The 12583-nt window shown below is 58.7% G+C and carries 12 protein-coding genes; 10 read left to right on the top strand and 2 right to left on the bottom strand.

Features of this window, described 5'->3' with window-relative positions; all coding sequences use genetic code 11:
• Window positions 1–151: 151 nt before the first annotated feature.
• Entirely contained in the window at window positions 152–1396 is a 1245-nt protein-coding gene (locus E3W21_RS07345; protein WP_129441488.1) for a transporter associated domain-containing protein, read from the bottom strand.
• Window positions 1397–1408: 12 nt separating this feature from the next.
• A complete protein-coding gene (locus E3W21_RS07340; RefSeq protein ID WP_046053341.1) occupies window positions 1409–2221 on the bottom strand; it encodes an inner membrane protein YpjD in 813 nt (270 codons plus the stop codon).
• A 210-nt stretch (window positions 2222–2431) separates the two neighbouring features.
• On the opposite strand from E3W21_RS07340, the gene ffh reads away from it, so the two are divergent.
• The 10 genes from ffh (at window position 2432) to E3W21_RS07290 (ending at window position 12538) form a co-directional block, all read left to right on the top strand.
• Window positions 2432–3808: a signal recognition particle protein gene (gene ffh / locus E3W21_RS07335; RefSeq protein ID WP_134418924.1), complete on the top strand. Its 1377-nt coding sequence runs from the start codon at window positions 2432–2434 to the stop codon at window positions 3806–3808.
• Between the two features lie 249 nt (window positions 3809–4057).
• The gene (gene rpsP, locus E3W21_RS07330) at window positions 4058–4309 is read left to right on the top strand and encodes a 30S ribosomal protein S16 (RefSeq protein ID WP_007944872.1); all 252 of its coding nucleotides are present in this window, start codon (window positions 4058–4060) and stop codon (window positions 4307–4309) included.
• A gap of 5 nt (window positions 4310–4314) precedes the next feature.
• Window positions 4315–4851 (top strand): ribosome maturation factor RimM, encoded by a 537-nt coding sequence (gene rimM / locus E3W21_RS07325; RefSeq protein WP_008014731.1) that lies wholly within the window; start codon window positions 4315–4317, stop codon window positions 4849–4851.
• Complete coding sequence (gene trmD, locus E3W21_RS07320) at window positions 4833–5606, top strand: tRNA (guanosine(37)-N1)-methyltransferase TrmD (RefSeq protein WP_154503229.1); 774 nt, start codon at window positions 4833–4835, stop codon at window positions 5604–5606. Before rimM ends, trmD begins: the two co-directional genes overlap by 19 nt.
• 45 nt (window positions 5607–5651) lie before the next feature.
• Entirely contained in the window at window positions 5652–6002 is a 351-nt protein-coding gene (gene rplS, locus E3W21_RS07315; RefSeq protein WP_063322826.1) for a 50S ribosomal protein L19, read from the top strand.
• 197 nt (window positions 6003–6199) lie between these two features.
• A complete protein-coding gene (gene xerD, locus E3W21_RS07310; protein ID WP_008151625.1) occupies window positions 6200–7096 on the top strand; it encodes a site-specific tyrosine recombinase XerD in 897 nt (298 codons plus the stop codon).
• A 303-nt stretch (window positions 7097–7399) separates the two neighbouring features.
• Window positions 7400–8131 (top strand): bifunctional protein-disulfide isomerase/oxidoreductase DsbC, encoded by a 732-nt coding sequence (gene dsbC, locus E3W21_RS07305; RefSeq protein ID WP_129441493.1) that lies wholly within the window; start codon window positions 7400–7402, stop codon window positions 8129–8131.
• Between the two features lie 134 nt (window positions 8132–8265).
• Window positions 8266–9570 carry a homoserine dehydrogenase gene (locus E3W21_RS07300; protein ID WP_134418923.1) on the top strand — a complete coding sequence of 435 codons (1305 nt, stop codon included), beginning with the start codon at window positions 8266–8268 and terminating at the stop codon, window positions 9568–9570.
• Between the two features lie 66 nt (window positions 9571–9636).
• A complete protein-coding gene (gene thrC, locus E3W21_RS07295; RefSeq protein ID WP_134418922.1) occupies window positions 9637–11046 on the top strand; it encodes a threonine synthase in 1410 nt (469 codons plus the stop codon).
• Window positions 11047–11179: 133 nt separating this feature from the next.
• On the top strand, window positions 11180–12538 hold the full coding sequence (locus tag E3W21_RS07290) for a transporter substrate-binding domain-containing protein (RefSeq protein WP_134418921.1): 1359 nt from the start codon (window positions 11180–11182) through the stop codon (window positions 12536–12538).
• Window positions 12539–12583: the final 45 nt, after the last annotated feature.

Genomic DNA, 12583 nt, shown 5'->3' with positions numbered 1-12583 from the left:
CTTGGGTATGGCGGGGCTTGGGTAAGCGGCTTGATTATAGGAAGGCGGCTAACGATTCAACAAGGGCAAAAAGATCGCAGCCTTCGGCAGCTCCTACAGGGGAGCGCATTCCAGATGTAGGAGCTGCCGAAGGCTGCGATCTTTTAGCGATCTATCGTGCAGGTACAACCGCTGGGGCCGAACTCGTATGCCAGATCAGTACCCGGCTGACCCGATTGTCTTCCGTCTCCAGAATCTCCAGCCGATAACGCCCGATCTTCAGGCATACCGCACTTTCCGGAATCGTCTCCAGCGCCTCGGTCACCAACCCGTTGAGGGTTTTCGGACCGTCGCTCGGCAAGTGCCAGCCCAGGCTCTTGTTCAATTCGCGAATCGACGCTGCACCTTCGATCACCAGGCGGCCATCGGCCTGTGGATGGATGTGCGGGTTATCCAGGCTGTGCTGGCTTTCGAACTCGCCGACGATTTCTTCGAGAATGTCTTCCAGAGTCACGACACCGAGCACTTCGCCGTACTCGTCGACCACCATGCCCAGGCGTCGCTGTTGTTTGTGGAAATTCAACAGCTGCAGTTGCAACGGGGTGCTTTCCGGCACGAAGTAGGGGTCGTGACAGGCTGCCAGCAGTGCTTCTCGGGTCAGACTGGCGTCGGACAGCAGATGGCGGATCTGCCGGGTATTGAGCACCGCCTCGACGTGGTTGATGTCGCTGTGGAAAACCGGCAAGCGCGTGCGTTTATTGGCGCGAAGCTGCTCGATGATTTCCTCGAGGGAGTCGTCCAGATTGACCCCATCGACGTCACTGCGTGGCACCAGAATGTCGTTGACCGTGATGTTGTCCAGCGCATGGATGCCTGACAGTGGGTGTGGGCGGCAGACGGCGTGTTCGTGATCATCGAGCCGATCGTTCGGGGCTTCGTCTTCGCTCTGCTGCACCACTTTGACTTTGCGGGCGAACGGTCGCATCAGCAACTGGCTTATGCCATTGAGCAACCAGGCGGCGGGATAGATGATTTTCAGTGGCGCACCAAGCAAGGTGTTGCCCAAGGCCAGGACAGCGTCGGGATAACGGACGGCGAGGGTGCGCGGCAGGTAGTCGGCGAACACCAGAAGCACGGCGCCAGCCCCCAGGCAGGCCACCCATGGACCGTTTTCCGCCCAGGTGAAAATCGCCAGCAAGGTGCTGATGACCACGACCAGTGCGCGGCACAGGGTGTTGCAGAGGATCAGGCTATTGAGCGAAAAGCTCAGCTTTGCCACCGGCTTGTCGCTCGAACGCGAAGCTGTCCGCTGGGCGAGCAAGTGCTGTTGCGCAGCTTCGATGGCGGTAAACAGTCCCGACCATAAAATCAGCAGGGCCACTACCGCGAGCATCGGCCCTATGGGCAAGTCGTCCATTAATGCCGCCCGTCAGATATGCAGGATGTATTCACGAACCAGCTTACTGCCGAAATACGCCAGCATCAGCAGGCAGAAACCGGCGAGGGTCCAGCGAATGGCTTTGTGTCCGCGCCAGCCGAGGCGGTTACGGCCCCAGAGCAGCACGCTGAAAACGATCCAGGCGAGGCATGCCAGCAAGGTTTTGTGCACCAGGTGCTGGGCGAACAGGTTGTCGACGAACAGCCAGCCGGAGATCAGCGACAGCGACAGCAGGGTCCAGCCGGCCCAGAGGAAACCGAACAGCAGGCTTTCCATGGTTTGCAGCGGCGGGAAGTTCTTGATCAGGCCGGACGGATGCTTGTGCTTGAGCTGATGGTCTTGAACCAGCAGCAGCAACGCCTGGAATACCGCGATGGTGAACATGCCGTAGGCGAGGATCGACAGCAGGATGTGGGCGAGGATGCCCGGTTCTTCGTCGATGATCTGCACTGTGCCGGCGGGGGCGAACTGTGCGAGCAGCACGGTGGCGGCGCCGAGCGGGAACAGCAATATAAGCAGGTTCTCCACCGGGATCCGCGAGCAGGCCAACAGCGTCAGGGCAATCACCGCGGCGGCAATCAGGCTGGCGGCGCTGAAAAAATCCAGGCCCAGGCCAATCGGTGTCAGCAGGTGGGTGAACAGGCTGGCGCTATGAGCCAGCACGGCGAGCACGCCGAGCGTGACCAGCAGGCGTTTGTTCGCCTTGGCGCCGGTGGCCAGACGAGTGCCCTGATAGAGGGTCGCAGCGGCATATAAGCAGGCGGCGGCGAGGGTAGTTAGCAAACTGGGTGACAAGGGGAGCATAAATCCTGTTAGGCAAGCCCGAAAGGCGCTGAGTTTGGCATAGAATCCCCGCAGCACGAAAGACCATGCAACCTGACGACGAGGTGTCCGCCAGACGCAGTCTTCGCTATAATCCGCGACCTGCCCACGCCGCAGGCTCGCCGAGCACATGTTTATTCCGGTCTGGGCCGCCATTATCCCGGTCTACACAGGGCCTGAAAGGATCGCGCAATGTTTGAAAGCTTAACCGACCGTCTCTCGCAGACGCTGCGCCATGTCACCGGCAAGGCCAAGCTGACCGAAGACAACATCAAAGACACCCTGCGTGAAGTGCGCATGGCGTTGCTCGAAGCTGACGTCGCCTTGCCGGTGGTGAAAGACTTCGTCAATTCGGTCAAGGAACGCGCCGTCGGCACCGAGGTGTCGCGCAGCCTGACGCCGGGCCAGGCCTTCGTGAAGATCGTCCAGGCCGAACTCGAAAGCCTGATGGGCGCGGCCAACGAAGACTTGAACCTGAGTGCCGTTCCTCCGGCCGTCGTGCTGATGGCCGGTTTGCAGGGTGCGGGTAAAACCACCACCGCCGGCAAACTCGCGCGCTTCCTTAAAGAGCGCAAGAAGAAGTCGGTCATGGTCGTGTCTGCGGACGTTTACCGTCCGGCGGCGATCAAGCAGCTGGAAATGCTCGCGGGTGAAGTCGGCGTTACCTTCTTCCCGTCCGACCTGAGCCAGAAGCCGGTCGACATCGCGCAAGCGGCTATTAAAGAAGCAAAACTGAAATTCATCGACGTGGTCATCGTCGATACCGCCGGTCGCCTGCACATCGATGAAGAGATGATGGGTGAGATCAAGGCGCTGCATGCCGCGATCAACCCGGTCGAAACCCTGTTCGTGGTCGACGCCATGACCGGTCAGGACGCCGCCAACACGGCCAAGGCCTTCGGCGACGCGCTGCCGCTGACCGGTGTGATCCTGACCAAGGTCGACGGCGATGCCCGTGGCGGTGCCGCGCTGTCGGTTCGCGCCATCACCGGCAAGCCGATCAAGTTCATCGGTATGGGCGAGAAGAGCGACGCGCTCGAGCCGTTCCATCCTGAGCGTATTGCTTCGCGCATCCTCGGCATGGGCGACGTGCTCAGTCTGATCGAGCAGGCCGAGCAGACCCTCGACAAGGACAAGGCCGACAAACTGGCCAAGAAGCTGAAGAAGGGCAAGGGCTTCGACCTCGAAGACTTCCGCGATCAGCTGCAACAGATGAAAAACATGGGCGGCCTCGGCGGCCTCATGGACAAACTGCCAAACATCGGCGGCATGAACCTGGCGCAGATGGGCAACGCCCAAGGCGCGGCAGAGAAACAATTTAAGCAGATGGAAGCCATCATCAATTCCATGACCCCGGCCGAGCGCCGCGACCCTGAGATGATCAGCGGTTCGCGCAAACGCCGGATCGCCATGGGTTCCGGCACTCAGGTGCAGGACATCGGTCGCTTGATCAAGCAGCACAAGCAGATGCAGAAGATGATGAAGAAGTTCTCCGCAAAAGGCGGAATGGCCAAAATGATGCGCGGCATGGGCGGTATGTTGCCCGGCGGCGGCATGCCGAGAATGTAAATAATTTACGCGGGGGCTTGCCCTTGCACCTCCCACACGGAAGTGGGATCTCCAGCAAACCCGCACTTGGCGGGAGCTGACTGGCCGTTTTCAACGACGGCTCTATAGCAAATCTTGATGGCGACTGAAAGGCCGCCGGAAAAAGTCATTTGCAAAAGTCCGGATATTCCTTAGAATATGCGGCCTTTCGGGCACCTATGCCCGCTGTGCCTTTAGATTTGCAGCACCGACTACAGGAACGATGTTCACATGCTAACAATCCGTCTTGCCCTTGGCGGCTCCAAAAAGCGCCCGTTTTACCACTTGACCGTAACCGACAGCCGCAACCCGCGCGACGGTTCGCACAAGGAACAGGTTGGTTTCTTCAACCCTGTTGCTCGTGGTCAAGAAGTCCGTCTGTCCGTGAACCAAGAGCGCGTAGCCTACTGGCTGAGCGTTGGTGCACAACCTTCTGAGCGCGTTGCTCAGTTGTTGAAGGACGCGGCTAAGGCTGCGGCCTGAGCAATATGAACGCGACGCCAGCTGTTGCTGATGATTTGATCGTTATCGGCAAAATTTATTCGGTTCATGGCGTTCGCGGCGAAGTGAAGGTGTATTCCTTTACTGATCCGACTGAAAACCTGTTGCAGTACAAAACCTGGACGCTCAAGCGCGAAGGTAATGTGAAACAGGTCGAGCTGGTCAGCGGACGTGGGAACGACAAGTTCCTGGTCGCAAAGCTCAAGGGTCTTGATGATCGTGAAGAAGCGCGTCTTCTGGCCGGTTATGAGATCTGCGTGCCGCGCAACCTGTTCCCTGAATTGACCGACGGCGAGTACTACTGGTACCAGCTGGAAGGTCTGAAGGTCATTGATCAACTCGGGCAATTGCTCGGGAAAATCGATCATCTTCTGGAAACCGGCGCCAATGATGTAATGGTGGTCAAGCCTTGCGCTGGCAGCCTGGATGATCGCGAACGCCTGTTGCCCTATACGGAGCAATGCGTGTTGGCCGTCGACCTTGCCGCAGGCGAGATGAAGGTGGAATGGGATGCGGACTTCTAAGCGTGGCTAACTTGCGCGTAGAAGTGATCAGTTTGTTTCCCGAGATGTTCTCCGCCATCAGCGAGTACGGCATCACCAGTCGTGCGGTGAAACAGGGGCTCTTGCAGCTCACCTGTTGGAATCCGCGAGACTACACGACGGATCGACATCACACTGTGGACGATCGCCCATTTGGCGGTGGTCCGGGCATGGTGATGAAGATCAAGCCCCTGGAAGATGCGTTGGTTCAGGCCAAGGCAGCAGCCGGGGAGGCGGCGAAGGTAATTTACCTGTCCCCCCAAGGCCGTCAACTGACTCAGTCGGCGGTACGCGAGTTGGCGAATCTGGATGCATTGATCCTGATTGCCGGCCGCTATGAAGGCATTGACGAGCGTTTTATAGAGGCTCATGTCGATGAAGAGTGGTCGATTGGCGACTATGTACTGTCTGGCGGCGAGCTGCCGGCGATGGTCCTGATCGATGCGGTTACACGACTGCTGCCTGGAGCTTTAGGGCATGCGGACTCCGCCGAGGAAGATTCCTTTACGGATGGTTTGCTGGATTGCCCGCACTACACCCGACCGGAGGTGTATGCGGATCAGCGTGTTCCCGACGTGTTGCTAAGTGGCAATCACGCGCATATCCGGCGTTGGCGTTTACAGCAGTCCCTTGGTAGGACCTTTGAACGACGCGCCGATCTTCTGGAAAGCCGCTCGCTTTCTGGAGAAGAGAAGAAGCTGCTCGAGGAATACATCCGCGAGCGGGACGATAGTTAACAACGTATCGATGGTAGATCCGACGATTTACCTTAGGAGCACAGCATGACTAACAAAATCATCCTTGCACTCGAAGCAGAGCAGATGACCAAAGAGATCCCTACCTTTGCCCCGGGCGACACTGTTGTCGTTCAGGTGAAAGTGAAGGAAGGCGACCGTTCGCGTCTGCAAGCGTTCGAAGGTGTTGTTATCGCCAAGCGTAACCGCGGCGTAAACAGTGCATTCACCGTTCGCAAAATCTCCAACGGTGTTGGCGTAGAGCGTACTTTCCAGACCTACAGCCCGCAAATCGACAGCATGGCCGTTAAACGTCGCGGTGACGTACGTAAAGCCAAGCTGTACTACCTGCGTGACCTGTCCGGTAAAGCAGCTCGCATCAAGGAAAAACTGGCTTAAGTCCAGCTTCCGATGCAGAAAAAAGCAGCCTACGGGCTGCTTTTTTGTTGCCTGCAATTTACCTGTGGGAGCGTGCGGTGCGGCGATCCGACTTGCCCGCGAATCGATCTAACAAGCACCGCGTTTACATCAGGCTCTATAAAGCCTCAGCAGGCTATGAAAGACTTGCCGTCAGTTTTCCAGTGACCTGAGCCTTTATGCCTGCCATCGATCATCCCCTGATAGACCAATTCCTCGACGCTCTGTGGCTGGAGAAAGGTCTTTCCGATAACACCCGTGATGCCTATCGCAGCGACCTGGCCCTGTTCAACGGCTGGCTGCAGGAAAAAGGGTTGGAGTTGATCAATGCCGGCCGCGAATTGATCCTCGATCACTTGGCCTGGCGTCTGGAGCAAAACTACAAACCCCGCTCGACGGCGCGATTCCTCTCCGGCGTGCGTGGCTTTTATCGCTATTTGCTGCGGGAAAAGTTGATTGCAGTCGATCCGACCTTGCGTGTCGATATGCCGCAGCTGGGTCGACCACTGCCTAAATCCTTGTCGGAAGCGGATGTGGAGGCCTTGTTAAAAGCCCCCGACCTGAGCGAAGCCATCGGCCAGCGCGACCGCGCCATGCTCGAAGTGCTTTATGCCTGTGGCTTGCGTGTGACAGAGCTGATCAGCCTGACACTGGAGCAGGTCAATCTGCGCCAAGGTGTGCTGCGAGTGATGGGCAAGGGCAGCAAGGAGCGGCTGGTGCCGATGGGCGAGGAGGCGATTGTCTGGGTCGAGCGTTACCTGCGCGATGGCCGCCAAGAGCTGCTTGGCGGGCGTCCCAGCGATGTCATGTTCCCCAGCCAGCGCGGCGAGCAGATGACTCGGCAGACCTTCTGGCATCGCATCAAGCACCAGGCCAAGGTTGCCGGGATCGGCAAGTCGCTGTCGCCGCACACCTTGCGCCATGCCTTCGCCACTCACCTGCTCAACCACGGCGCCGACCTGCGGGTGGTGCAAATGCTGCTCGGTCACAGCGATCTGTCGACCACGCAGATCTACACCCACGTCGCCCGCGCCCGCTTGCAAGACCTGCACGCCAAACACCATCCCAGAGGCTAACCGCAACCCTTGTAGCAGCTGGCGAAGCCTGCGTTCGGCCGCGCAGCAGTCGTAAAATCAAGCGCTGTGGTGTTTCAGTTAAAACGCGGACTCAGGATTTACGGCTGCTACGCAGCCGAACGCAGGCTTCGCCAGCTGCTACAAAGGTCCGGAGCCATTTGAACTAGGTATCCTGCATCACCCGCATTCGGCCACAGGGGCCTTATGTGGTAGGCTTTGCCGGTTTGCACGATGGGCGTTTATGACCCGGTGTTTCGGTACGGGCGTTCTGATCGTCCCATTTGTCCGCCTTCAGGAGTTCTCATGCGTCTGACCCAGATTTTCGCCGCCGCAGCCATTGCGTTGGTCAGCACCTTTGCCGTCGCCGATGACGCGGCCGACAAAGCCATTCGTAAAAGCCTGGAAAACCTCCAGCTCGACGTACCGGTAGAAACCATCACTGCCAGCCCGCTGCCAGGTCTGTACGAAGTCAAACTCAAGGGCAGCCGCGTACTCTACGCCAGCGCCGACGGCCAGTACGTCGTTCAGGGTTACATGTTCCAACTCAAGGACGGCAAGCCGGTCAACCTGACCGAGAAGACCGAACGCCTGGGCGTTTCCAAACTGGTCAACGAGATTCCAGTGGCTGAAACCGTGGTCTACCCAGCGATCGGCGAAACCAAATCGCACATCACCGTGTTCACCGATACCACCTGCCCGTATTGCCACAAGCTGCACGCCGAAGTGCCTGAGCTGAACAAGCGCGGCATCGAAGTGCGTTACGTCGCGTTCCCGCGCCAGGGTCTGGGCTCGCCGGGTGACGAACAGCTGCAAGCGGTCTGGTGCTCGAAAGACAAGAAAGCCGCCATGGACAAGATGGTCGACGGCAAGGAAATCAAGGCCGCCAAGTGCGATAACCCGGTTTCCAAGCAGTTCGCCCTCGGTCAGTCGATCGGCGTGAACGGTACACCGGCCATCGTTTTGGCCGACGGCCAAGTGATTCCGGGCTACCAGCCTGCGCCACAAGTCGCCAAACTGGCACTGGGCGCGAAGTAAATTCGCATCGTCACGGTCAGCCATTGACGATCATGGTTCGGCGGCAGCATTCGCCGGGCCATTAATAGAGAACCGCGAGCATGCGGTTGTTTTCACGGCCGGCCTTGAGTCGGCCGTTTTATGGGGAGTTCACAGTGAAACCGGTCAAAGTAGGCATCTGTGGGTTAGGGACCGTCGGTGGCGGTACCTTCAACGTACTTCAGCGTAACGCCGAGGAAATTGCTCGTCGTGCCGGGCGTGGAATCGAAGTGGCACAAATTGCCATGCGCACGCCAAAGCCTCAGTTCCAGACGACCGGTATTGCGATTACCAACGATGTCTTCGAAGTGGCCACGAACCCTGAGATCGACATCGTCATAGAGCTGATGGGCGGCTACACCGTTGCCCGCGAGCTGGTACTCAAAGCGATCGAGAACGGAAAACATGTTGTGACCGCGAACAAGGCGTTGATCGCCGTTCACGGTAATGAAATTTTCGCCAAGGCCCGGGAGAAGGGCGTGATTGTGGCGTTCGAAGCCGCCGTGGCCGGTGGCATTCCGGTGATCAAGGCGATCCGTGAAGGCCTGTCGGCCAACCGCATCAACTGGGTCGCCGGCATCATCAACGGCACCGGCAACTTCATCCTCACCGAAATGCGTGAGAAGGGCCGGACTTTCGAAGACGTACTCGCCGAGGCGCAAGCCCTGGGTTACGCCGAGGCCGATCCGACCTTCGACGTTGAAGGCATCGATGCGGCCCACAAGCTGACGATCCTGGCCTCCATCGCCTTCGGCATCCCGCTGCAATTCGACAAGGCCTACACCGAAGGCATCACCAAGCTGACCACCGCTGACGTGAACTACGCCGAAGCGCTGGGCTACCGCATCAAGCACCTCGGTGTGGCGCGCAGCACAGCGGCCGGTATCGAACTGCGCGTGCACCCGACGCTGATTCCGGCCGATCGCCTGATCGCCAACGTCAACGGCGTGATGAACGCGGTGATGGTCAACGGTGATGCCGCCGGTTCGACCCTGTACTACGGCGCTGGCGCTGGCATGGAGCCGACCGCTTCGTCGGTGATCGCCGACCTGGTGGACGTGGTTCGCGCCATGACTTCCGACCCGGAAAACCGCGTACCGCACCTGGCCTTTCAGCCGGATTCGCTGTCGGCCCACCCGATCCTGCCGATCGAGGCCTGCGAAAGCTCCTATTACCTGCGGATTCAGGCCAAGGACCATCCGGGCGTGTTGGCGCAGGTGGCGAGCATCCTGTCGGAGCGCGGCATCAACATCGAATCGATCATGCAGAAGGAAGTCGAAGAACACGACGGCCTGGTGCCGATGATCCTGCTGACTCACCGCGTGCTGGAACAGCACATGAACGACGCGATCGCCGCCCTGGAAGCCTTGACGGGCGTCGTCGGTCCGGTCGTACGGATCCGCGTCGAGCACCTGAACTAAGCCGTTATCGTTCACCGGGCTCGCCTGCGAGCCCGGGTTTGCGAACACTGTCTATTGGAGCCAGTCATGCGTTATATCAGTACCCGCGGCCAGGCACCGGCCCTGAATTTCGAAGACGTCCTGCTGGCCGGTCTGGCCACGGACGGTGGCCTGTACGTCCCGGAAAACCTGCCACGTTTCACCCAGGAAGAAATCGCTTCCTGGGCCGGCCTGCCGTATCACGAACTGGCCTTCCGGGTGATGCGCCCGTTCGTCACCGGTAGCATCCCCGATGCCGATTTCAAAAAGATTCTTGAAGAAACCTACGGTGTGTTCTCGCACAACGCCGTGGCACCGTTGCGTCAGCTGAATGGCAACGAATGGGTGCTGGAGCTGTTCCACGGCCCAACCCTCGCGTTCAAAGACTTCGCCTTGCAGCTGCTTGGTCGTCTGCTCGACTACGTGTTGGAAAAACGCGGTGAGCGCGTGGTGATTGTCGGCGCTACGTCCGGCGACACCGGTTCGGCCGCTATCGAAGGCTGCAAGCACTGCGAAAACGTCGACATCTTCATCCTGCACCCGCACAACCGCGTGTCCGAAGTGCAGCGTCGCCAGATGACCACCATTTTCGGCGAGAACATCCACAACATCGCCATCGAAGGCAACTTCGATGACTGCCAGGAAATGGTCAAGGCGAGCTTCGCCGACCAGAGCTTCCTCAAAGGCACGCGTCTGGTGGCGGTGAATTCGATCAACTGGGCGCGAATCATGGCCCAGATCGTTTACTACTTCCATGCAGCCCTGCAGCTGGGCGGCCCGGCACGTTCGGTATCGTTCTCGGTACCGACCGGCAACTTCGGTGACATTTTCGCCGGTTATCTGGCGCGCAACATGGGCCTGCCGATCAACCAACTGATCGTCGCCACCAACCGCAACGACATCCTGCACCGCTTCATGAGCGGCAATCAGTACGTCAAGGACACCCTGCACGCCACGTTATCGCCGTCGATGGACATCATGGTGTCGTCGAACTTCGAACGCCTGCTGTTCGACCTGCACGGTCGCAACGGCGCAGCGATTGCCGGGTTGATGGACACCTTCAAGCAAGGTGGCGGTTTCAGCGTCGAACAGGAACGTTGGACCGAAGCCCGCAAGCTGTTCGATTCGCTGGCCGTGGATGACGCTCAAACCTGCGAAACCATTGCTGAAGTTTTTGAGCAAACCGGCGAACTGCTGGATCCGCACACCGCTATCGGCGTGAAGGCTGCGCGCGAGTGCCGTCGCAGCCTGGATATCCCGATGGTGATCCTCGGTACGGCGCATCCGGTCAAATTCCCGGACGCAGTGGAAAAAGCCGGCGTAGGAAAAGCGCTCGAACTACCTGCACATCTTTCTGAATTGTTTGAGCGAGATGAGCGCTGCACCGTGCTGCCAAATGACCTGAAAGCCGTGCAGGCCTTTGTCAGTCAGCATGGCAACCGCGGCAAGCCTCTGTAACCGATTAAAACTGTCACATTTTGAAGCCCGTTTCCTGACGGGCTTTCTCATTTCTGCATGCCACACTTGTCGGGTTTCGTAAATGAAGAGCCGCCCATGAAGGGCGGGCGAGACGATCACCAAGGAAGTGGCAATGCTGTTTTTCAGAGGGTTAAAACCAGCCGCGTGCTGGATGTTTTTTTTAGTCGGCACCCTGGGCTTTGCTCAATGGGGGAGCGCGTCGCAATTGGCGGCGACCGATTCCAAAGGATCGATTGCTGGCCCAATGATCGAGCTGGATGCTCAGGAGTTGAAATGGATTGCCGAGCATTCGAAAGTCATCGTCGCATCGGTGCAATATCCGCTGTACCTGTTCAAGGATGAGCACGGCCAATGGAACGGCTTGAACAATGATCTGCTCAACCGCATCAGCGCGATGACGGGATTGCAGTTTGTTCACGAAGAATCGTTTTCCACCGATCAGTTGCTCGGGCGACTGGAAAGTGGCGCAGCGGACATGAGCACGACGCTGGCGATGAATGACGAACGCAAGACGTTTCTGGATTTCAGTCATGCGTTCGGTGGCGCTGGCTGGGTGTTCGTCGGGCGGGCCGGGGCGCCAGAGGTGCAATCCCTGGAGCAGCTGTCGGGAAGGGTTCTGGTGTTACCGACCCGGCATGCGCTGGAGGCCACGATTCGCCGCGACCATCCGGACATCGAGCTGCGCTCGGTTAAAACCTACGCGGAGGCCCGGGCGCTGGTCGAGAGCGGTGAGGCCTATGCCACCATCGAAAACGAAACCGGAGCACAACTCTATCCGTCCGGGCAGCTCAAGGTCGGGTATACGGTGGAGGGCAAATGGGAAGCGGACCACTTGGCCGTACGCAAAGGTCAGCCTCAGCTGTCGAGCATCCTCAACAAGGCGCTTGAGGCGCTTGATCCTGCCGAATTGCGCGCCATTCGCCTGAAATGGCTCAATGGGATTGCCCCCGTCAAGGTGCCCGGCGTCTGGCACCGACTCGCCGAGTGGGGCTGCTGGGGAATGTTTATCGTCAGTCTGTTCGGCCTGATGTCCTTGCTCTGGAACCGCCGGCTCACGGTATTGATCCAGCAGCGCCTGGATGCCGAGAAAAGTCTGAGCGATCAGCTCGCCTTCCAGCATGCGTTGATGGACGCCATGCCCGATCCGATGTTTGTTCGTGATCTGGAAGGGCGTTTGATCATGTGCAACAAAAGCTATGAGGAGGGCTTGTCGACCCGTTTCGATCAGGTTCAGGGACGACAGCTGATTGAACTGGACGTCTTGCCCAAAGAGACCGCCGAACTGCTGCATGCAGAGTTCATGGCCCAGCTCGGTACGCGCAAGACGCGCTTCAGTGAGCGTCAATTGATGTTCAACAACGGCGTCAGGCATGTCTATCAGTGGACGGTGCCTTTTTACGGTGCCGACGGACAACTGCGGGGCCTGCTGGGAGGATGGACCGATATTGGCAAGCGTAAGCAGCAGGCGTGAGGCGGCTGTTTTTTCTCTGTCATCTTGGCCGTGCATGCTCTATTG

This window comes from Pseudomonas sp. F01002 (assembly GCF_004402115.1).
GTDB classification, from domain to species: Bacteria; Pseudomonadota; Gammaproteobacteria; order Pseudomonadales; family Pseudomonadaceae; genus Aquipseudomonas; species Aquipseudomonas frigoris.
Note: the sequence above shows the minus strand (reverse complement) of the source record. Positions and strands in the feature narration are given on the sequence as shown.

Coding starts and splice junctions, on each gene's coding strand:
- dsbC (WP_129441493.1), top strand. CDS start 7,400: ATGCGTCTGACCCAGATTTTCGCCGCCGCAGCCATTGCGTTGGTCAGC.
- rimM (WP_008014731.1), top strand. CDS start 4,315: ATGAACGCGACGCCAGCTGTTGCTGATGATTTGATCGTTATCGGCAAA.
- thrC (WP_134418922.1), top strand. CDS start 9,637: ATGCGTTATATCAGTACCCGCGGCCAGGCACCGGCCCTGAATTTCGAA.
- E3W21_RS07290 (WP_134418921.1), top strand. CDS start 11,180: ATGCTGTTTTTCAGAGGGTTAAAACCAGCCGCGTGCTGGATGTTTTTT.
- rplS (WP_063322826.1), top strand. CDS start 5,652: ATGACTAACAAAATCATCCTTGCACTCGAAGCAGAGCAGATGACCAAA.
- xerD (WP_008151625.1), top strand. CDS start 6,200: ATGCCTGCCATCGATCATCCCCTGATAGACCAATTCCTCGACGCTCTG.
- E3W21_RS07345 (WP_129441488.1), bottom strand. CDS start 1,396: ATGGACGACTTGCCCATAGGGCCGATGCTCGCGGTAGTGGCCCTGCTG.
- E3W21_RS07340 (WP_046053341.1), bottom strand. CDS start 2,221: ATGCTCCCCTTGTCACCCAGTTTGCTAACTACCCTCGCCGCCGCCTGC.
- trmD (WP_154503229.1), top strand. CDS start 4,833: ATGGGATGCGGACTTCTAAGCGTGGCTAACTTGCGCGTAGAAGTGATC.
- rpsP (WP_007944872.1), top strand. CDS start 4,058: ATGCTAACAATCCGTCTTGCCCTTGGCGGCTCCAAAAAGCGCCCGTTT.
- ffh (WP_134418924.1), top strand. CDS start 2,432: ATGTTTGAAAGCTTAACCGACCGTCTCTCGCAGACGCTGCGCCATGTC.